Consider the following 20,590-nt stretch of genomic DNA (forward strand, 5'->3'; position numbering starts at 1 on the left):
CGCGGCCCTCGCGGTGGTGGGACCTGCCCACGTACGGCTGCGCCGACACCGGGGCCTCCGCAGGGTCGCACCGCTGGCTCGTGGTCGCCAGCGACGCGGCCGGCAACGAGCTGGCCTCCAGCTGGGTCACCGCCACCGTGGGTGCCGCCAACAGCGGCCCCTCCGGGACCTACGGCGACCTCGTCGCCGCCGATGGTGCCAGCGCCCACTGGTCGCTCGGTGAGCTCTCCGGCTCCACGGCCTACGACCGGGTCGGAACCCGGGACATGACCATGAACTCCGGCGTCACCCGCAACCAGGCCGGGGCCCTGGCCGGTGACGGGGGCACGGCGTTCTCCTTCAACGGCACGTCCACCGGTTTCCTGGCCACCACGGCGGCGGCCACCAGTCCGCAGGTCTTCTCGGTCGAGGCGTGGGTCCAGACCACGTCGCGGACCGGCGGGAAGATCGTCGGGTACGGCAACCGCGCGACCGGCACGAGCACCAGCTACGACCGGCACGTGTTCATGGACGCGGCGGGACGCCTGCACTTCGGCGTCTGGAACGGCGCCCAGCAGCGGGTCGGCACCACCGCGACCTACAACGACGGCCGCTGGCACCACGTCGTCGCCTCGCTCAGCCACCGGGGCATGGAGCTCTACGTCGACGGCGTCCTCGCGGGGACCCGACCGCAGGTGACCGCCGCCAACCCGTACAGCGGGTTCTGGCGGGTCGGCGGGGACCGCGGCTGGCAGAGCGCCGCGGAGTTCTTCGCCGGGCAGATCGACGAGGTCGCGGTCTACCCGACCGCGTTGTCGGCGCAGCAGGTGGCCGGCCACAACACGACGGGTCGCACCGGTCAGGTGCCGAACACCGCGCCGTCGGCGGTGTTCTCCGCTGCGGTGGCTGATCTGGCGGTGGCGGTGGACGGGTCGGGTTCGGCTGATGCCGATGGTTCGGTGGCCTCCTACGCGTGGGAGTTCGGCGACGGTGGCACCGGTACCGGGGTGACCGCGTCGCACGGCTACGCGGCGGCGGGCAGCTACACGGTGCGGTTGACGGTGACCGACGACGACGGGGCGACCGCCTCGACCAGCCGGGTGGTGACGGTGACCGCGCCGGCCGCCGAGCCGGAGCCGCAGCCCGAGCCGCAGCCGGGTGATGGTGCGCTGGCGGTGGATGCGTTCGACCGTGAGGTGGTCTCCGGTTGGGGGACCGCCGATCGGGGCGGCGCCTGGACGGTGGGTGGTTCGGGGAGCACGTCGGTGACCGGTGGCGCCGGTCAGCTCAGCGCCGAGGCCCGGCGGAACGCCTCGGCTCTGCTGGCGGGGGTCTCCTCGTTGGATGCCGCGGTGCAGGCCGAGCTGGTGGTGCCCGAGCTGGCCACCGGTGGCGGGACCTACGTCAGCGTGGCCACCCGGCGGGGGGGCACCAGCGACTACCGGTTGCTGCTGCGTTACCGCGGTGACGGCGTGGTCGAGGTCATGCTCGCCCGGCACGTGAACGGGGTGGAGACAATCCTGACCGGGACGGCGCTGTCCGGCGGGTACTCGCCTGGCCAGTCGGTGACGGTCCGGTTCGAGACCGAGGGCACCGGAACCACGACGCTGCGGGCCAAGGCCTGGGCGAGCGGGGCCCCGGAGCCGGCGGCCTGGCTGGTGACCGGCACCGACAGCACCGCTGCGCTGCAGCGGGAGGGTGCGGTGTTCCTCTACGAGTACGTCTCGGGCAGCGCGACCCGGGCCTCGACTGTGCGGGTGGACGACCTGTGGGTCGGGGCTGCCGGCACCGCTCCGGGCGAGCCGACCGGCACTCCGGTCGACCCGGCTCCGGTCAACCAAGCGCCGTCGGCGTCGTTCACGGCGGTACCCACGGAGTTGAGCGCGGCGTTCGACGGGTCGGGTTCGGCTGATGCCGATGGTTCGGTGGCCTCCTACGCGTGGGAGTTCGGCGACGGTGGCACCGGTACCGGGGTGACCGCGTCGCACGGCTACGCGGCGGCGGGCAGCTACACGGTGCGGTTGACGGTGACCGACGACGACGGGGCGACCGCCTCGACCAGCCGGGTGGTGACGGTGACCGCGCCGGCCTCCGAGCCGGAGCCGCAACCCGAGCCGCAGCCGGGTGCCGAGCCGATCGCCGCGGACGCCTTCGGCCGCGAGGTCACCGGCGGCTTCGGCCAGGCGGACCTGGGCGGCAGCTGGACCACCTACGGTGGCGCGGCCAACGTCGCGGTGACCGACGGCGCGGGGCGGCTGACCGCGAACCCGGGCACCAGCGTCGGCGGCCTGCTGGGTGTCACGGCGGCGGACGTGGCCGTCCAGGCCGACGTCGTCCTCGAGCGGACGCCCACCGGCGGCGGCATGTGGGTGTCGCTGGGTACCCGTGACGTCGGCGGGACCCGGTACAAGGCCCAGCTGTGGTTCGCCGCCGACGGCCGCGTGCGGCTGGAGCTGGTCCGGGTGGTCGACTGGGCCGAGACCTTCCTCACGGGGGTCACCCTGCCGGGGACGTACACGCCCGGCACGGCGCTCACCGTCCGGTACGAGGTCGGCGGCGACGCCCCCGCGGCGCTCCGGGCCAAGGCCTGGACGGCCGGGACGGTGGAGCCGGACTGGCAGGTGCAGGCGACCGACGGCACGGTGGTGCTGCAGCGGGCCGGCGGCCTGAAGGTGGACGTCTACACCGCCCGGTCGGCCACCGCCGGCAACGCCGTCCGGTTCGACGACCTGTGGGTCGGACCCGCCGGCCAGGCGCCGCAGGCGCGCTGACCGCACCTCTCGACGACCGCACCCCCGACGGCTCACCGTCGGGGGTGAGGTCGTCCCGGCATCCCCCTGCCGGGGGACGACGACCGGACCCGGGGGCGCGCACCATCGACGCGCCCGGCCGGGCAGACCGGCGTCCGGGCAGCGGGGGAGGACCACCATGACGCACGTTGCCGCGACGGCAGCTCCAGCCCCGGACCTCCCGGCGGGTGGGGGACCCATCGGGGTCGTCGTCGTCTCGTACGGCTCGGCCGACCTGCTCCGCCGCACCCTCGGCCGTTCCGGCCTGGGCGGCGACGACGTGTGCGTCGTCGTGGTGGACAACTACTCCACGGCGGCCAACCGCCGGGCCGTCGCGGAGCTCGGCCAGGCCCACGGCTGGACCGTGGTCTGCCTGCCGGACAACCGAGGCTTCGGCGCGGCCACCAACGTGGGCATCGCACGGGCCCGTGAGCTGGGCTGCGAGACCTTCTGCTGCCTCAACCCCGATGCCTCGGTGACCCCCGAGGTGGTCGAGCAGCTCCGGGTCGCGAGCCTCGCCGACGCCACCTCGGTGCTGGCACCGCGCATCGTCGACTCCACCGGCCGGACCGTGTTCGCCGGCTCCACGCTCGGCCTCGCGGACGGCCGCACCGGCGCACCGCACAGCCCGACCCGGTCGCGCGGCCCGGTCGAGAACTGGTTGACCGGCGCCTGTCTGGTCCTCTCCGCCGGGATGGTGGACAGCACCGGCGGGTTCGCCGAGGACTACTTCCTCTACTGGGAGGACGTCGATCTCTGCCACCGCGTGCTCGCGGCCGGCGGCTCGCTGGTGATCCGCACCGACCTGGTCGCCGTCCACGACGAGGGCGGCACCCAGGGGGAGCGCCGGGGCAGGGCCAAGTCCGACCTCTACTACCGCTACAACACCCGCAACCGGCTGCTGTTCGCCGCGCGCAACCTGTCCCGTCCGCAGCTGCTCGGCTGGTTGCTGCGGACCCCGGCGGTCAGCTGGGAGATCCTGCTGCGCGGTGGACGTCGGCAGCTGCTGCACTCCCCGCGCCCCCTGCTGGCGGCGGTGCGCGGTACCGGGGAGGGCCTGGCGATCGGCATAGCCGCCCTGCTGCTGCGGCGGCGGTCCGGGCCCGGCGGTCGCCATGCGCCGGCCCGCTGTCGCCGGCACCTGGCCCGGGGAAGAGGGTGACGTCGGTGTCCGTCGCCGCCGCGCCGCTGCCCACCGCACCCGTGCCGGTCACCGTCGCCGTGCCCACCTACCGGCGACCGGCCGAATTGCGCGCGCTGCTGCCCGAGCTGGTCGTGCAGGCCGCCGAGGTCACGGATGCCTCACGGGGGCGGTACACCGTCGACGTCCTGGTGGTCGACAACGACCCGGAGGGCAGCGCCGCGGCGGTCGTGACCGCTGTCGCGCTGCCAGGCGTCCGGTACGCGGCCGAGCCCCGTCCCGGGATCGCCGCCGTCCGCAACCGGGCCCTCGACGAGGCGTCCGGTGCGCGGCTGCTGGCCTTCATCGACGACGACGAGCGTCCGCGGGCGGGCTGGCTGGCGTGCCTGCTCGACGCCTGGGATACGACCGGAGCTGCGGCGGTGTCGGGCCGGGTGCTGGCCGAGTACGCCGGGGAGCTGGACCCGTGGCTGCGGGCCGGGGACTTCTTCGTCCGCCGCAGCCTCCCCACCGGCACCGAGATCGACATCGCCGCGACCGGCAACCTGCTGCTCGACCTCGATCAGATCCGCCAGACCGGTACCCGCTTCGAGGCGGCCCTCGGCATGGCCGGTGGCGAGGACACGCTGTTCAGTCGCTCCCTGGTCCGCGCCGGACGACGGATGGTGTGGTGTGACGAGTCGGCCGTGGTGGACCAGGTGCCGGCCGAGCGGATGACCCGCGCATGGGTGCTCGCCCGGGCCTGGAGCCACGGGAACGCGGCGCTGCTCACCGAGCTGCGGCTCACCCCCGCAGCGTTGCCCCGGCTCGCGGTGCGGGCGCGCGGCCTCGGGCGGGGTGCCCTGCGGGTCGCCGGCGGAGGGGTCCGGTGGACGTGGGGTGTGCTGAGCCGGTCGCACCGCCACCAGGCCCGCGGACTGCGCACGGTCCTCCGCGGGGCGGGCATGGCAGGTGGCGCCGTCGGTGTGGTGTACGAGGAATACGCCCGCGACGGCCGCCGCTGGCACCTCGCCCGGGTGGCCGCGCGGTGACCGGCCGCACCGCTGCGGTCCGGGTGGCCCGGTCCGGCCGTCGCAGCCTCGTCGGGGCCGCGCGCCGCGGCGCCGGCCGGCTGGCCGGGTCGGCTGTCGCCGTCCGGACCGCTGAGCGGCACGTCGTCCTCACCTTCGACGACGGCCCGGAGCCGGGCGGCACCGACCGGGTGCTCGCCGCCCTGGCCGACGCCGGGGCGACTGCCACGTTCTTCGTGCTGCTCAGCCGGGCCCGCCGGTACCCCGGCCTGCTGGCGGAGGTCGTGGCCGCCGGCCACGAGGTGGCGCTGCACGGGGTCGACCACCGGGCACTGCCCGACCTGCCGCTCGCCGAGGTCGCCCGCCTGGTCCGCACCGGGAAGGCCGAGCTCGAGGACGCCACCGGGCGCGCCGTCCGCTGGCACCGTCCCCCGTACGGCCGGCAGACCCCGCGGACCTGGCGCGCGGTGGTCCAGGCCGGTCTGCTGCCGGTGCTCTGGGGACCCACGACCTGGGACTGGCGCGACGTCAGCCACGCCGAGCGGCTGGCCAAGGCGCAGGAGGGGGTGGGACCCGGCGCGATCGTGCTGGCGCACGACGGCTTCGCCGGTCCGGAGGACCTCGCCTGGGACGGCCCGGGGCCGGTCCTCGACCGCGGCCGGCTCATCGCCGACGTCCTCGCCGGGTACGCCGCGCGTGGCCTGGCGACGCGGTCGCTGGCCGAGGCCCTCACGGCGGGCACGCTGATCCGCGAGGCCCGCTTCGTCGGCTGACCGGGGGTCAGGTCCGCAGCAGGTCCCGCGCCCGGCGGTAGGCCGCCGCGTGCGCGCGCCCGGCCCGGTCCCAGTCCCGGCGGGAGAGCTCCGGGGCGGCCGACGGCGGGGCCTCCCGCAGCTCCGTCAGTGCGGCCAGCAGGTGGGCGCCGGTGAGCGGGCCGCTGAAGCGGTGGACCCACCCGGGACCGACCTCCTCGGCCAGCTCCCGGTTGACCGGGTTGTCCGGGACCAGCACCGGCGTCCCCAGGGAGAGGGCGGCGAGCGCGCCTCCCGAGTTGTGCATCTCCCGGTAGGGCAGCACGACCAGCTCCGCGGCGGACACCTCGGCGACCAGCTCGGCGTCGGTCAGGAAGTCCAGGGCCAGGGAGATCCGCGGGTCCCGACCGGCTGCGGTCTGCAGCCGGTCGGCCAGGTCGCCGGAGGTCGGTCGGCCCGCGATCCGCAGCGTGAGGTCCGGGGCGTCGATCTCCTGGAACGCCTCGACCAGCCGGTCGACGCCCTTGTACCGCCGCACCTGTCCCACGAAGGCCAACCGTCCCGGGCTCCGGTCGCCCCGCGGATGGGCGGCGTACCAGTCGCGGTAGTGACCGTGCAGGACCGTCTCCACCGGGGTGCCGGGGTCCAGCTCGGTCCGCTCGTTGATCCGGATGCGCAGCGTGGTCCGGCGTTCGGCCCAGCGCAGCAGCGCCACCTCGCGCCGGGAGATGCCCTCGGGCAGGTGCAGGTTGTGCACGGTCCGCACCAAGGGGGTGCGGGTGATCCGCAGCCGCAGCACCAGCAGCCCGAACAGGACCTGGCGGACGAGCTCCTTCAGCGGGCTGTGTCCCGACACCAGGATCTCCGGCCAGTGCGCGTGGAACACGTCGTAGCGGGCGGTCAGTGCCCGTCGCCAGGAGAAGGTCAGCACCCGGACGCCGGGCAGCTCGTCCAGAGCGGTGTGCAGCATGACCACGTAGGGGTTCGTGGTCGCCCGGGGCTCGGGGAACGACTGCAGGACGACCAGCTGGTCCTCTCGCTGACTGGACCGCACGATCGACCTCCGACCACCCGGGCGAGGCGACGCGGGTGGTCGCCGGGACGTCCCCGATCCTCCCCGGAGCGGGGGACGGGAGTCCTCGCCCCATGGGGTGAGCCACCTCCTGCGGAGCCGGTGGGCGGACGCGGGCCCGTGCTTGCATCCGGTGCGTCCCCGGCCGGTCCCGGCGCGGGGCTCCCGGACGAGAGACGACGATGCGAGCCGACGACCCGTGCGCCCTGCACCCCGGGACCCGGACCAGCCGGGACCCGCTCGCGGTGACCCCGGCACCGGCGCGGCCGGCGGGAACGGGGACGACCGCGGGTCCGGGGGACGGGCCTCCCGGGAGCCTCGAGCGCTCGGTCGCACGGGTTGTCGACGCCGGCAACTGCTCCGGCTGCGGCGCCTGCACGCTGCTCGACCCGGGGCTGACGATGCGGCTGGACCCGGAGGGCTTCATCCGGCCGGTGCCGGTCGGCAGCGGTCCACGGCCGGTCGCCTCCCGTGCCCAGGAGCGCGCCTTCCGGGCGGCCTGCCCCGGCCGTCGCGTGCGCGCACAACGGCCGGCGGGATCCCGGCGGGATCCGCAGCTTGGACCGGTCGTCGCCGTCTGGGAGGCCTGGGCCGTCGACCCGGAGATCCGCCATCGCGGCAGCAGCGGTGGCACGCTCACAGCGCTGGCCGCGTGGCTCGCCGAGACCGGGCAGGCCGCGCAGGTCGTAGGCGCGCGATCCGACGCCGACGAGCCCCGCCGGACGGTCCCGGTCCGCATCACCACCCGGGCCGACGCGCTGACCTCGGCCGGGTCCCGGTACGCGCCGGTGGCCACCGCCGGCCACCCGGCCGCCACCGACCCGGGGGGTGCCGTCATCGGCCGGCCCTGCGAGGTCGCCGCCCTGCGGGCGCTCCCCACTGCCGGCCACGGGGGCGCCCGACCCCTGCTGCTGTCCTTCTTCTGCGCCGGGGTGCCGTCCCAGCACGCCACCTCCGACCTGCTCACCGCTCTCGGCGTCCCGCAGGGGGAGGAGTTGCAGTCCCTGCGCTACCGCGGGCACGGCTGGCCGGGGGAGTTCACCGCCGTCACCCGGGCCGGCCGGCAGGTCAGGGCATCCTACGACGAGTCGTGGGGGCGGCACCTCGGCCCGGCCGTGCAGTGGCGGTGCAAGATCTGCCCGGACGGCGTCGGGGAGAGCGCCGACATCGCCGCCGGTGACTACTGGCGCAGCGACGACCGCGGCTACCCCGACTTCACCGAGGGGAGCGGCGTCAGCGTCCTGGTCGCCCGCACCGAGCGCGGGCGCGCCACTGTCGAGCGGGCCGTCGCCGCCGGCGTCCTCGAGGTCCGCCCGATCACCGCCGGAAGCGTGGCCGCGGTGCAGCCGTTGCAGGTCCGGCGCCGGGCGACCCTCCTCGGCCGGCTGCTGGGCGCCCGGCTGGCGGGGCGTCCGGTGCCCTCCGTCCGCGGGTTCGGCCTCCTCCGCCTGGCCTCCGGTCAGCCGCGCGAGACCGTGCGGACGGCTCGGGGCACGCACCGGCGCAGCCGGGACCGGCGCGACGGCCCGGCGGCCGGCACCGCCGGGCGGCCTCGCCCGATCGGATGAGCCGCCCTCTCCGCAGTCGTCGGACGGGTCGTTCCGGGTGCTTGCATCGCTGGGCTCCCGGCCGTCCGACCCGACGTCCGCGGACCACGTCTCGTTGGGGGAACCGATGCGCGTACTGATCCTCTGGGCTGCGCCCGAGGCGCCGAACTACGGCGTGCGGGCCCTCGCCGAGGGCACCGCCGCGCTGGTCCGCCGCGTGTGGCCGGACGCCGAGTGCTCCTTCCACGACTACGGCGGCACCGCCCCGCCGGTCCGCATCGGGGACCCGCGGGAGCTGGCCCGGGAGTGGGTGACCGGCACCCGCGGGCTGCGGTCGTGGCTGCGCGAGTTCGACCTGGTGGTCGACACCCGGTCCGGGGACAGCTTCGCCGACATCTACGGGCTCCCGCGGCTGGCCACCATGTCGGCGGTCGCCGAGTTCGTCCGACGCAGCGGCGTCCCGCTCGTCCTCGGACCGCAGACGATCGGACCCTTCGAGAGCCGCCGCGGCCGGGTGCTGGGCCGGACCAGCCTGCGAGCGGCCACCCGCACGATGGCCCGCGACCACCGCAGCGCGGCGCTCGCGGCGGACCTGGGCCACCCCGTGGACGCCCGCACCACCGACGTCGTCTTCGCCCTGGACACTCCCGCGCGGACGGCCACCCGGGACGTCGTCCTCAACGTCTCCGGGCTGCTGTGGCAGGGGGACCGGCACGTGGACTCCGCCGCGTACCGGGACACGGTGAGCCGGCTCTACCGCGAGCTCGTGACCCGTGGCCGGGAGGTCACCCTCCTCGCCCACGTGGTCGGCTGGGCGCGCGGTGACAACGACGTGCCGGCGGTCGAGGAGTTCGCTGCGGCGCACGAGGGACCGGTGGACGTCGTCGTGCCGACCTCCCTCGCGGAGGTCCGGGAGGTGGTCGCCGGGGCGTCGCTGGTCCTGGGGTCCCGGATGCACGCCTGCCTGAACGCACTGTCGGTGGGGACCCCCGCGGTGCCGCTGGCCTACTCGCGCAAGTTCGAGCCGCTGCTCCAGGACCTCGGCTGGCGGCACTCGGTCGACCTCCGGGCCGAGCAGGCCCCGCTCGAGGCGGTGCTCCGGGTCCTCGACGACGAACCGGAGCTCACCGCGACGGCCGACGACGTCCGCCGGCGTGCCCAGGACCTGCTCGGCGAGGCGGAGAAGTCGCTGCGGACCCTCCGGTGACCGGACCGGCCGTCCCCCCGGCGGACACCGTCCCGCCCGACGACAGCACCCTGCGCAACCGCGCCGCCCGCGGTGCCGCGGTGACGTTCGCGGCGCAGGGCGGGCGGATCGCCCTGCAGGTCCTGTCCGTGGTCATCCTCGCCCGGCTGCTGTCACCGCGGGACTACGGGCTCCTGGCGATGGTCATGGTCGTGCTCGGCGTCGCCGACGTCTTCCGGGATCTCGGGCTGTCGACGGCGGCGATCCAGGCCCGGACCCTGTCCGCGCAGCAGCGGAGCAACCTGTTCTGGCTCAACACCGCGTTCGGGCTGGTGCTCAGCGTGCTCGCGTGGGCCCTCGCGCCCGCGCTCGCCGGCGTCTACGGCCAGCCGGAGCTGGTCGGCATCACCCAGGCCCTCGCCTGGACGTTCCTGCTCAACGGCACGGCGACCCAGCACCGGGCCAATCTCACCCGGCGCCTGCAGTTCGGGCGCCTCGCGGTCGCCGACGTCGTGTCGCCGGTCGCCGGGCTCGCCGCCGCGGTGACGCTCGCACTCGGCGGCGCCGGCTACTGGACCCTCGTCGGCCAGCAGCTGGTCCAGTACGCGGTGATGCTGGTGGTCGTCCTGGCAGCGGGCCGGTGGGTGCCCGGCCCGCCGGACCGGAGCGTCCCCATGGGCGGGCTGCTGCGGTTCGGGTCCGGCATGGTCGGCACCCAGGTGATCGGCTACCTGGGCAACAACATCGACTCCTTGGTCATCGGCGCGCGGTTCGGCGCCGGACCCCTCGGGCTGTACAACCGGGCGTTCCAGCTCCTGATGACGCCGCTCGGTCAGCTGCGTGGTCCGTCCACCCAGGTCGTGCTGCCGGTCCTCGCGTCCCTGCAGGACGATCCGCGTCGCTTCTCGTCCTTCCTGCAGCGCGGTCAGCTCGCGCTCGGCTACACCCTCGTCGTCGGACTCGGTCTCGTGCTGGGCGTGGCCGACCCGGCCACGGTGGTCCTCCTCGGCGGCCAGTGGACCGACGTCGTCCCGCTGCTGCACTGGCTGGCCCTGGCCGGTGTGTTCCAGACCTTGGCGTTGGTCAACTACTGGGTCTACCTGGCCCGCGGGCTGACCGGACCGCTGTTCCGCTACTCCCTGGTCCAGGTCGTCATCCGGGTGGTGTGCATCGGTGGCGGCAGCACGTTCGGCGTCGTCGGTGTCGCGGCCGGCTTCGCGCTGGCGCCGGCCGTCAGCTGGCCGCTGTCCTTCTGGTGGTTGTCCCGCCACACGCCGCTGCCGCGGCGGGAACTGCTCCTCGGGGCGCTGCGGATCCTGGGCCTCACCTCCGCCACCGCCGGGGGCGCCTGGGCCGGCACGGCGCTGGCCGGGGACCTCCCGGCCGCGGTGTCCCTGGGGTGCGGCGTCCTGACCGGCGTGGCGGTGACCCTTGCGGTGGTGTCCGCCGTCCCCGCCCTGCGCCGTGACGTCGTCGGTGTGGCGGAGGTCGGCCGCCTGGCGCTGTCCCGGCGCCGAACCGGGCAGGGGGACCGCTAGATGGCCGGCCTCTCCGCGGCGACGGCGGACCAGCTGGTCCGGCTCGGCGGTGCAGCGGCCCTCGGCGTGCTCGCCGTCGTCCTGCTGCGCCGCTCGCCGCAGCTGGGGGTGGGCGGGTGGTTGGCCGTCGTCTGCCTCGTCCCCGTCTGGGCAGGCGTCGGACTCGGGGCCTACTTCGAGCCGCAGGTGCTGGCCGGGCTGGCCGCCGTCGGAGCCCTCGTCCTCGTCCGCCGGTGCGTGCCGCTGAGCCCGGTGGGAGCCGACCTGCTCATCGCGGCCTTCGCGCTGTCCGCGTTGCTGCCCGCCCTCGTCGGCCGTGGCACCGCGAACGGCGTGTTCGTCCTGCTGGCGCACTGGGCGAGCGCCTACCTGCTCGGCCGGCTGGCCGGTCACCGCCTTCCCCTCGGGCGGGTGTACGCCCTCGTCGCCGTCGCCTTCACGGCGGTTGCGGTCCTCGCCCTGGTGGAGTGGGTCGCCGGATGGAACCCGTTCCACCTCGTGCCCGGCTCCGGAGGACTGCGGGAGGTCTGGGCGACCATCCAGGAACGCGGCGGCGTGGCGCGCGCCGAGGGGGCCTTCGGGCACTCCATCGCACTCGGCGGCAGCCTCGCCCTCGCGCTGCCCCTCACCCTGGCGGCGCCGCTCCGGCCCGCGGTCCGGCTCGGGATGGCCGTGCTGATGGGCGCGGCCTGCGCGGTGACCTTCAGCCGGATCGGGCTGGGGACGGCGGTCCTGGGTGTGCTGCTGTCCATCGCGTTCCTGCGGACGGGGCTGCCCGGCCGTCTGCGACTGCTGATCTGCGGTGGCCTCCTCGTGGGCGCGGCGGCCGCCGCCCCCCTGGTGACCCAGGTCTTCGCCGCGGCCGGCGACGAGGCGTCGGGGAGCGCCGGGTACCGCGCGGACCTGCTGTCCCTGCTGGGGGAAGCGCGACTGCTGGGGCTGTCGCCGAGCTACTGGCGCTCGCCCACCGGCGAGGCGTCCTTCGGCACGTTCCGCTCCATCGACAGCGCCCTGGTGCTGACCACGCTGACCTACGGCTGGATCCCGCTGGCCTTCCTGGGAGCGGCGGTGCTGTCGGCGGTGGTCGTGGTCGTCAGGGGACAGGCGACCGCACCGACCGTCGCGCTGGTCGCCCAGCTGCCCGCGTTCGCAACGGTGGCCCTGATCACGCAGTACGCGAGCCTGGTGTGGTTCGTCGCCGGCCTGGCCGTGGCGGCCCAGGCGCTGGCACCACGCGGGGAGCGAGCCGCCGATCCGCCGGGTCCGGGCGACGCCACCGCCCGGGACCCCCACCGTCCTCACTCCTTGTGGGGAACACAGCCGAATCCGAGGAGATCGATGGCTACCGTCGTTGCAGTGGGTGACCGAAGTGGTCACCGCCCGGGGGGAGACGGAATCGTGGGCGTCGCTGGCTACCTGCAGGTCCTCCGACGGCGGATGTGGGGCGTCGTCGTCTGCGTGGCGCTCGCGGGCGGAGCCGCACTGTCGGCCAGCCTGCTGGCCACCCCGACCTACACCTCCACGGCCGGGCTGTTCTTCTCGCTGCAGAACGGCAACACGGCCAGCGACCTGGCCCAGGGGGCGACGTTCACCCGTGCCCAGATGGCGTCGTACGCCACGCTCACCACGACGCCGGCGGTGCTGGACCCCGTGATCGACCGGCTCGACCTGGAGACGACCGCGGGCGGCCTCGCCGGTCGCGTGTCGGCCACGGCGCCGAACGACACGGTGCTGCTCCAGGTGTCCGCGTCGGCGACCTCGCCCACCGAGGCCGCGCGGATCGCCGACGCCGTCGCCGGCCGGCTCGCCGAGGTGGTCGAGGAGGTGGCCCCCGCCGACACGGAGGGACGGGCCACGGTGCTCGTGACCCCGGTGGCGCCGGCGCAGGTCCCCACGGGCCCGTCGTCCCCGGACACCACGCTGAACCTGCTCGTCGGCCTGGTCGCCGGTGCGGCGCTCGGCGTGCTGTACGCGATGCTGCGCGAGTCGCTGGACACGCGCGTCCGGGACGCCGTCCGCGTGCGGGCGCTGACCGACGCCCCGGTCCTGGGCCTGATCGCGGCCCGGACCCAGCGGGCGGGCGAGGAACTGGTCCTCGCCACAGACCCGCGGTCCGCGCAGGCCGAGCTCTTCCGCCAGCTGCGGACCAACCTCGATTTCCTCCGCCTGGACGGCGAACCGCTCAGCCTTGCCGTCACCTCGTCGCTGCCCGGCGAGGGCAAGTCGACCGTGGCGCTCGACCTGGCGCTGGCCTTGGCCGAGGTCCACGAGCGCGTGCTGCTGGTCGACGCCGACATGCGGCGCCCCGCGGTCGCCCACCGGCTGGACCTCGAGGGATCGGCCGGCCTGTCGACCGTGCTCGTCGGACGTGCCGCGGTCGACGACGTCGTCCAGGAGTGGGGCCCCCACGGGCTGCACGTGCTGACGGCGGGCGCGGTGCCCCCCAACCCGGCCCAGCTCCTGGACAGCCCGCGCATGACGGCCCTGATGGCCGAGCTGGCGACCCGGTACGATGCGGTGGTGGTGGACTCGCCACCCGTCCTCCCGGTGACCGACGCGCTGCTCCTCTCGCGGTGCACGGGCGGGACGCTGGTCGTGGTCGACACCCACCGGGTGCGGCGCAACCAGCTGGCAGAGGCCCTGCGGCAGCTCGGCAACGTGGACACCCGGCCCCTCGGTGTCGTGCTCAACCGGCTCGTCCGGGAGAAGCAGGTTTACGGCTACGGGGCGTACGGGTCCGACCAGGGCGACGACGTCGACGCAGGCCGGTGGTGGCGCAAGGGCGCCCGCCCGGCCGCCGTCGGCCGTCAGCACGCCGTGGAGACCCACGACGCGGTCCCCGCCGGGCAGCGGGCGCCGGCGGCCGCCGGCCGGCCGCGTCCGTGACGGCCCACCGCAGACCGTGAGCCGGCTCCTCGTCGTCTGCCGCGGGAACGTCTGCCGGTCCCGGGCCGCCGAGCACCTGCTGCGCGCCGGGCTGGCCGGGACGGGTATCACGGTCGGCAGCGCCGGCACCCACGCGCTGGCGGGTGCGCCGGCCGATCCCCTGGTGGTCGCGCAGCTGCGGGCCCGGGGTGTCGACGTGCCTCCTGCGCCGGCCCGGCAGCTGGACCGGGCCGCGCTCCGCGCCGCCGACGTGGTCGTGGTCATGACCGCCGCCCAGCGGTCGGCGGTCGTCGCGGTGGACCCGGCGGCGGTCCGCAGGACGTTCCCGCTCCGCCAGCTGGCCCGGCTGCTCGCGACGCCGGGGACGGCCGTACCGGGCGCCGACGCCGCCGAGCGGCTGCTCACCCTGCCCGCACTCCTGGCCGCCCGCCGCTCCGCGCGGCCCCCGGACGGCGGCGAGGACGTCGAGGACCCCTACGGCCGCGACGCGGCGGTGACCGGCCGGGTGGTCGCCCAGATCGAGGACGCAGTGCAGGGACTCGTCGGCGCCCTGCTGCAGCCGGCACCACCCGGCGCCCCGGCACCCGGCCGGACGCCGGGTGACGTGGACGCCCTCCGCGGGGTGTGACGGACGATCACCCGAGGAGCGCCGGGAGGACGCCGAAGCCCCACGGCCCGACCCGGCCAGGTCATCCCAGGGCTGGACGCCCACCGGGTCATCCCAGGGCTGGACGCCCACCAGGGATACGTCCGCCAGGCCAGCGCGGGAACCCGACCGCAGGCCCGGGAACCGACGTCTGCGACCGCGCCGGCAGTTGCCACGCCCCTGCTCCGGTGCGAGCCGGATCCGACCGCCCGGAGATCCTCCCCGGGGCCGGACATCCCGGTCGTGCGGGACCGGGAGGGAGGCGGTCCGGGGACCTCCGTCACCGCCGCGACGCGCTCACCGCGCCCTCGTGGCAGGCGCTACCGTCGCGGCGTCAGCTGCCCGGCCACCAGGTGACGTCCCGCGTGGCCGGCACCGGACGTGGGGCAGCTCGGCCGAGGCGGGCGGGCTCGGTCACGGTGCGGCTGCCCTCACGGGCTCCCCGGGGGCCCGAAGACGGCTTCCGACAGGCGCTCGGAGTACGCCGCCATGGAGAAGCGTGCGCGCGCGTCCTCCCGTCCCGCCCGCCCCATGGCGGCGGCCGCCTCCGGATCGCCCAGCAGGTCGATGATCGCGTCGGCCAGCGCACGAGGGGCGTCCGGATCGACGAGCAAGCCCGTCTCGCCGGCCCGGATGACCTCCGGCAGGCCCCCGACCCGCGTGGCGACGACCGGTCGCCCGAGGAGAAGTGCTTCCACGGCGGCGAGCCCGAACGACTCGATCCGCGACGGCACCAGGACGACGTCGGCAGCCTCGACGTGGGGCCTCGGGTCCTGGAACCCGGTGAAGACCGTCACGTCATCGACCTGCTCGGCGGCAGCCAGGGTGTGCAGACCGGCCAGGTAGTCCTCGTATCCGGGGTAGCTGTCACCGACGAGGCAGAGCGTCACGTCGAACCCGGCTCGTCGGACGAGCGCCGTCGCGGAGATCGCGATGTCCTGGCCCTTGTTCGCGGACAACCTGCCGACGACGACGAGCCTGCGGCGGGCTCCACTTCGGCTCGGTCGCGGGGCAACGGCAGCGGGTGCCGGGTCCGCGACGCCGTTGTGGATCACGCGACTGCGGCGGGCCGCACGATCACCGAGGGAGGACCTGATCCACGCCCGGCAGTTCTCGCTGTTGGCGATGACCAGGTGGGCCGCCACGAGGGGCGACAGGAGGAGGGTCCTGGTCGGACGGGACATCGGGACGTCGCTCTCGTGCACGTGGCAGACGACGCGGGCGCCACTCAACCGGCCCGCGAGCAGCCACTCGGGCGCGGCGATCGTGCTCACGTACACCACCGACGTCCGCTGCGCACGCAGCCACCACGTCAGGCTGACCACCGAGCGGAGCAGCCGGAGGAGGAAGGCCAGCGCATGGCGCGGTGTCCTGATCTCGACCCTGCGGAGGACCGGGAAGTCCTTGATGACATGAGGGACGTCCCGGTGCCGCAGAGCGTCGATCAGGGGCCCGTCCTTCGACACGACCGCGAGGACATCCGTCGCCATGGTGGAGACGCTCTCGAGGAACACCCGGTCGCTGCCGTACAGGTCCGCATGAGGGTGCACGGCCACGGTGCGGCCGGCCCGTGGGATCACCACAGCGAAACTCCCATCCACCGGGGCTCGGGTGTCCTGGCCGGCGCGGCCGAGGCGTCGTGCGTGGACCGATCGCGTGATCCGGCATCGAGCGCGGGCCTCGCGCGCGCTCACGGCGGTCCGGCTGTCCGGCCAGTGCAGGCCCTGCACCTGCTGGACAGCCGGACCCATGAGGTCATCTGTTGTGGGCGGTCGCGCTGCCGAACAGCTTCGTCTTGACCTTCACCGCCGCGTCGTAGTGGCGGGCGAAGACGCGCTTGAGAGGTCCGGCGGATTCCGGGGACCAACCCGTCGTGCGGGCGACCATGCTCCCCTCAGGGACCAATTCGTAGGCGTAGGTCGCGATGGACTTCCGCGTGACGCCGGGCGGGAGGCTCATCTTCTTGAACCCGTGGTAGGTGTGGTCGTCGGTCACCATGATGAGCCCGCGGTTGAACAGCGGCTCGATGGCCCTTGGCTCCTCGTCGGCGCTCGCCTTGATCAGCAGTCGTCCGTCGTAGGACGGCTTCCAGTCCTTGTTGAGGTAGAGCAGGACGTTGAGGGTCCGCCGCCAGTTCGGGTGCAGCGGGTGCATGTTGAAGTCGACGTGCGTGTCGAGGAAGCCGCCGTCACCGCTCTGGTGGAAGCCGCCACCGTGGAAATCCGGGTCGACGAAGAGGTCCTTCCCGCTGAGCGTGCTGATGAACTGCTTGAACTCCTCGCCCATGAGGGCGTCGTAGAACGCCCTGCTCGTGGGCCCCTGCTCCGCGACGCTCGACAGCTCGTGCTTGTTGCCGAAGACGTAGTCGCGCGACTTCGGCATCGCGTCGGGTGCGGGGAACTCCTCGAGCAGCTGCTCCGCGGTGGACGTGTCGAGGAAGTCGTCGAGGACGAGCAGCGGGAACGGTCGCGCTGCCCGGAACTCGTGTGCGAGTTCATCTGCCTGGTTGATCCATGCGTTGAACAACGTCTCTCTCCCTGGCGAGGCGGATGTCTGCATTTCCGTCGGCGAGGACACGCCTCGCAGGGGCAGGACGCTAATGAGGCCGGCCACCTCGCTCCACCCGCGGTTACCCCTTTGGGGGGAAGAGGTGTCCGTGCCATTTCCGGAGTGCCGTGCCAGAGGAGCATTCCGGCCCTCCATCGGGTGAGGGCTCCACTGGTGCAGGGCCGATCGGATCACTTCTTGTGGAGACTGCCAGTGCGCTGCGACGGAGGTCGTGCCACCGAGACCCCCGGCAGGCAGCGAGGTCGTGGGATCGCGGGATCGCCGCAAGGGGGAAGCGTGCTGCAGCGAACTGTCGTCGTGGTGTCGGGACGGGGGGGCGGCGTCCGATGACGTCGCGATCGGTCGAGCCCCCGAGGGGCGCCGTGGCCACGCGTCCGGTCACCGCGGCACTGGCACCTGCCCCGGGCGAGACGGTGGGGGAGACCGTGCGCCGCCTGGTGGGTGTGCAGAAGGGAGCGCGGGGAGCACCTGCCTACGGTCGCTTCGTCAACCGACCGATGGGTCGCCTGCTGGCCGCGGCGGCCTTCCACCGGGGGCTCACCCCCGACGCCGTGACCGGCCTGAGTGCCTGCTGCACGGCCGTCGGCATCGCGGCGATCGCCCTCGCGCCGCACACCTGGGTCGTCGGCATCCTGGTGGCCACGTGCCTCGTGGTGGGCTACGCGCTGGACGCCGCCGACGGGCAGCTCGCACGGCTCCGGGGCGGAGGCTCGCCGGCTGGGGAGTGGCTCGATCACATGGTCGATGCGGCGAAGTCGGCCAGCCTCCACCAAGCCGTGCTGGTCGGCCTCTACCGCCGAGAGGACGTCGACCACGCCTGGCTGCTGATACCACTGGCGTTCTGCGTCGTGGACGTCGTGCACTTCTTCGCCACCCTGCTCAACGAAGCGCTGCGCAGCCAGCACGGAGCGACGACCCGGTCGACGCCGACGGAGGGGCGACCGAGCGTGCTCCGGTCGGTGGTGGTCCTGCCCACCGACTACGGCGTGCTCTGCCTCGTCTTCGTCCTCCTCGGCTCGCCGGTCGCCTTCCTGTCGGCGTACGGCTTGATGCTCGTGGGCACTGCCGGCTACCTGTTCCTCGCGCTCCCGCACTGGCGCAGCGAGATGGTCCGGCTCGGCGCCCGAGCGCTGCCCGCCACCGGGACGACGGCGCACCCGATGAGGTGAAGGCCGCCGCCGCCAGTTACTCAATGTCACCGCCCTGGCTAACGTGAGCCGACGACGGCGAAGATGAGCGTGGACGCGAGCGGTTTCGCTCACTCTCCGTGGTCGAGTCGGGGATGACTCATCGAGCCGGAGCCACCTTCTGAGCAGCACGGGGGAAACATGATCGGTTATGCGCCGGGCGCCTACGACCTGTTCCACATCGGCCACCTCAACCTGCTGCGGCAGGCCGCCGAGCAGTGCGACCACCTCATCGCCGGCGTGGTCTCCGACGAGATGCTCGTCCTGACCAAGGGCCGCCCGCCGGTGATCCCGCTGGCCGAGCGGATGGAGATCGTGCGCAGCCTGCGGATCGTCGATGAGGTCCACGCCGAGGTCGTCCCGGACAAGCTCGACACGTGGCGCCAGGTCGGCTTCGACGTCATCTTCAAGGGCGACGACTGGCGCGGCACGGAGAAGGGCCTGCGCCTGGAGCGGGACTTCGCCGCGGTCGGCGTCGAGGTCCGCTACTTCCCGTACACGGTGCACACCTCGAGCACGGCCCTGCGCCGGGCCCTGATCGCCCTCGAGGGCGGTGCCGCCCGCGACAGCCGCCTGCCGCGCCCGGCGCTGGCCGCGGACGGCCGCCGGTGAGTGGCCGGGCGCCGACGGCCGGGGAACTCGACGCCGCCGGCCGGCGGCGGGTGCGCATCCCGCCCGTGCTCATGTACCACTCGGTGAGCCCGTCCGCGCAGCCCGACCCCCACCGGGTGCGGGTCTCACCCGACCGGCTGGACCGTCACCTGCGCCTGCTGCGCCGGCTCGGCCTGCGGGGGGTCTCGCTCGCCGAACTGCTCGCAGCCCGGGAGCGGGGCGCGGCCGCGGGGCTGGTCGCCCTGACCTTCGACGACGGCTACGCCGACTTCGTCGAGCACGCGCTCCCCGTCCTCGCACGGCACCAGGTGACCGCCACGCTGTACGTCGTCGCCGGGCTGCTCGGCGGCCGGAACGACTGGGACGACGGCCCGCGGCTGGACCTGCTGGACGCCGCAGGGGTGCGTGCCGTGGCTGCGGCCGGGCACGAGGTCGGCAGCCACACCCTCACCCACGCCGACCTGCGCGGCGCCGATCCGGTGACCCTGGCGCACGAGGTGGGTGAGAGCCGCCGGGTGCTCCAGGACGTGCTGCAGGCCGAGGTGCCGGGCTTCTGCTACCCGTGGGGTCGCTTCGACGGCGCCGCCGCAAAGGCGGTGCGGAGGGCCGGGTACGACCATGCCTGCGTCACCGGTGACCACCTGCCCGGGGACCGCTTCACCCTGCCCCGCGCCTACGTGGCCCCCGGTGACGGGGCGCCGCACCTGCTGGCCAAGCTCGGCCGGTACCGGTGGCGGATGCGCAGCGTGGCCCCTGCCCCGGCCCGGTGACCCGGCCGGGTAGGTCACCGCGTCGGGCCGGTCGCCCGACGCGGTGGTCCGCCTGCCGGAGCGACCCGACGGCGGGGTGGTCGTCTACGCGCACGGCCTTGACGCCCGGGCCACGGCCGTGCTCAAGGACGAGGCCTCTGGCGCGCTCGCCGACGGGCTCGTCGGCGCGGGGTACGTGATAGCCCGCCAGTGACGTGGGGGGCGACGCCTGGTGTGACGCGGCCAGCGTGGAGTTCCACGTGGCGGTGGCCGCCGCCGTGACCGACCTGTTCGACGCCACGGACGTCTCCCTGGTGGCCGAGTCGATGGGCGACCTGGCGGGCGCCCCGGCTCGTCGAGGGCAGGCGCACCCCCGGCCTGCGGACCTATGACGGCATCCAACCGCTGTGTGACCTGGGGTCGGTCAACGACGAGTTCGCCGGGGCGATCGACGCGGCGTACGGCTCGGGGGTGGGTGGGGCCCTGAGCGCGTTGTCCCCGGTCCGCCTGGACGGCGCCGTCCGCGCAGTGTGCTGCCCGTCCGCCTGGCAGTACTTCGTCAGCTCTTGTGCGAGCTGCATTCGCGCGCTGCCATGGGGGCATCACTCCGGGGGAGCTGGCCGCCGACCTGGCGCACCGGCTGGTGGAGACGCCGTTCGTCCGGCTCGGCCGACGGGCAGCCGCGGCCGGAGGTGGGCGTGCCCATCCGCGCCGACGACCTGGCGCACTTCGTGATCCTCAACCTGGCGGTGTACGCCGGCGAGCAGCCGGAGCCGGGCAGCGCGGTGTTCGTCGACTGGGTCCGGGTGTGGCGGCCGGCGGCCCCCTGAGCCGGGCGGGCGCGGCACCGGTGGTGCGCGACTAACCTGGGGAGCCGGCCCCCGCCGCACCCGGCGGTCGTGCGCGGCCCCCGGACCCCAGGAGTGCC

General features: G+C 74.7%; 18 protein-coding genes. 15 read left to right on the top strand and 3 right to left on the bottom strand.

Annotated elements, in window-relative coordinates:
• The 4 genes from D0Z06_RS02630 to D0Z06_RS02645 all read left to right on the top strand — a co-directional run.
• Positions 1-2,750: PKD domain-containing protein (locus tag D0Z06_RS02630; RefSeq protein WP_199522086.1), on the top strand; the 2,750-nt coding region annotated here is incomplete at its 5' end.
• 157 nt (positions 2,751-2,907) lie between these two features.
• Positions 2,908-3,930 carry a glycosyltransferase family 2 protein gene (locus D0Z06_RS02635; protein ID WP_117375833.1) on the top strand — a complete coding sequence of 341 codons (1,023 nt, stop codon included), beginning with the start codon at positions 2,908-2,910 and terminating at the stop codon, positions 3,928-3,930.
• 5 nt (positions 3,931-3,935) lie between these two features.
• Positions 3,936-4,940: a glycosyltransferase family 2 protein gene (locus tag D0Z06_RS02640; RefSeq protein ID WP_199522087.1), complete on the top strand. Its 1,005-nt coding sequence runs from the start codon at positions 3,936-3,938 to the stop codon at positions 4,938-4,940.
• Positions 4,937-5,692 (top strand): polysaccharide deacetylase family protein, encoded by a 756-nt coding sequence (locus D0Z06_RS02645; protein WP_199522088.1) that lies wholly within the window; start codon positions 4,937-4,939, stop codon positions 5,690-5,692. The genes D0Z06_RS02640 and D0Z06_RS02645 overlap by 4 nt, the downstream gene beginning before the upstream one ends.
• Positions 5,693-5,699: 7 nt before the next feature.
• On the opposite strand, the gene D0Z06_RS02650 is transcribed toward D0Z06_RS02645, so the two are convergent.
• Positions 5,700-6,725: a glycosyltransferase gene (locus D0Z06_RS02650; RefSeq protein ID WP_199522089.1), complete on the bottom strand. Its 1,026-nt coding sequence runs from the start codon at positions 6,723-6,725 to the stop codon at positions 5,700-5,702.
• A 200-nt stretch (positions 6,726-6,925) separates the two neighbouring features.
• Between D0Z06_RS02650 and D0Z06_RS02655 the strand changes: the two genes are divergently transcribed.
• The 5 genes from D0Z06_RS02655 to D0Z06_RS02675 all read left to right on the top strand — a co-directional run bounded on the left by D0Z06_RS02655 (position 6,926) and on the right by D0Z06_RS02675 (position 14,528).
• Entirely contained in the window at positions 6,926-8,311 is a 1,386-nt protein-coding gene (locus D0Z06_RS02655; protein ID WP_117375834.1) for a Coenzyme F420 hydrogenase/dehydrogenase, beta subunit C-terminal domain, read from the top strand.
• A gap of 106 nt (positions 8,312-8,417) precedes the next feature.
• Positions 8,418-9,497 carry a polysaccharide pyruvyl transferase family protein gene (locus D0Z06_RS02660; RefSeq protein ID WP_117375835.1) on the top strand — a complete coding sequence of 360 codons (1,080 nt, stop codon included), beginning with the start codon at positions 8,418-8,420 and terminating at the stop codon, positions 9,495-9,497.
• Positions 9,494-11,014, top strand: coding sequence for a lipopolysaccharide biosynthesis protein (locus D0Z06_RS02665; protein ID WP_117375836.1), 1,521 nt, complete (start codon positions 9,494-9,496; stop codon positions 11,012-11,014). Before D0Z06_RS02660 ends, D0Z06_RS02665 begins: the two co-directional genes overlap by 4 nt.
• On the top strand, positions 11,015-13,900 hold the full coding sequence (locus tag D0Z06_RS02670; protein WP_117375837.1) for a tyrosine-protein kinase domain-containing protein: 2,886 nt from the start codon (positions 11,015-11,017) through the stop codon (positions 13,898-13,900).
• 16 nt (positions 13,901-13,916) lie between these two features.
• Positions 13,917-14,528 carry an arsenate reductase/protein-tyrosine-phosphatase family protein gene (locus D0Z06_RS02675; protein ID WP_117375838.1) on the top strand — a complete coding sequence of 204 codons (612 nt, stop codon included), beginning with the start codon at positions 13,917-13,919 and terminating at the stop codon, positions 14,526-14,528.
• Positions 14,529-14,977: 449 nt separating this feature from the next.
• Here D0Z06_RS02675 and D0Z06_RS02680 read toward each other — a convergent pair whose 3' ends face one another.
• Positions 14,978-16,240: a glycosyltransferase family 4 protein gene (locus tag D0Z06_RS02680; RefSeq protein ID WP_158579858.1), complete on the bottom strand. Its 1,263-nt coding sequence runs from the start codon at positions 16,238-16,240 to the stop codon at positions 14,978-14,980.
• Positions 16,241-16,301: 61 nt separating this feature from the next.
• Complete coding sequence (locus D0Z06_RS02685) at positions 16,302-17,072, bottom strand: 2OG-Fe(II) oxygenase (protein WP_158579859.1); 771 nt, start codon at positions 17,070-17,072, stop codon at positions 16,302-16,304.
• 539 nt (positions 17,073-17,611) lie between these two features.
• Here D0Z06_RS02685 and D0Z06_RS02690 point away from each other — a divergent pair.
• The 6 genes from D0Z06_RS02690 to D0Z06_RS26670 all read left to right on the top strand — a co-directional run bounded on the left by D0Z06_RS02690 (position 17,612) and on the right by D0Z06_RS26670 (position 20,492).
• Positions 17,612-18,283: a CDP-alcohol phosphatidyltransferase family protein gene (locus D0Z06_RS02690; protein ID WP_233517405.1), complete on the top strand. Its 672-nt coding sequence runs from the start codon at positions 17,612-17,614 to the stop codon at positions 18,281-18,283.
• Positions 18,284-18,442: 159 nt separating this feature from the next.
• A complete protein-coding gene (locus D0Z06_RS02695) occupies positions 18,443-18,913 on the top strand; it encodes an adenylyltransferase/cytidyltransferase family protein (protein ID WP_117375842.1) in 471 nt (156 codons plus the stop codon).
• Positions 18,910-19,683 carry a polysaccharide deacetylase family protein gene (locus D0Z06_RS02700; RefSeq protein WP_199522090.1) on the top strand — a complete coding sequence of 258 codons (774 nt, stop codon included), beginning with the start codon at positions 18,910-18,912 and terminating at the stop codon, positions 19,681-19,683. The genes D0Z06_RS02695 and D0Z06_RS02700 overlap by 4 nt, the downstream gene beginning before the upstream one ends.
• 43 nt (positions 19,684-19,726) lie before the next feature.
• Positions 19,727-19,876 (top strand): hypothetical protein, encoded by a 150-nt coding sequence (locus D0Z06_RS26080; RefSeq protein ID WP_233517406.1) that lies wholly within the window; start codon positions 19,727-19,729, stop codon positions 19,874-19,876.
• Between the two features lie 34 nt (positions 19,877-19,910).
• Complete coding sequence (locus tag D0Z06_RS25205) at positions 19,911-20,054, top strand: hypothetical protein (protein ID WP_158579860.1); 144 nt, start codon at positions 19,911-19,913, stop codon at positions 20,052-20,054.
• 306 nt (positions 20,055-20,360) lie between these two features.
• A complete protein-coding gene (locus D0Z06_RS26670; RefSeq protein WP_255419327.1) occupies positions 20,361-20,492 on the top strand; it encodes a hypothetical protein in 132 nt (43 codons plus the stop codon).
• Positions 20,493-20,590: the final 98 nt, after the last annotated feature.

It is taken from the genome of Geodermatophilus marinus, from assembly GCF_003428645.1.
GTDB lineage: Bacteria > Actinomycetota > Actinomycetes > Mycobacteriales > Geodermatophilaceae > Geodermatophilus.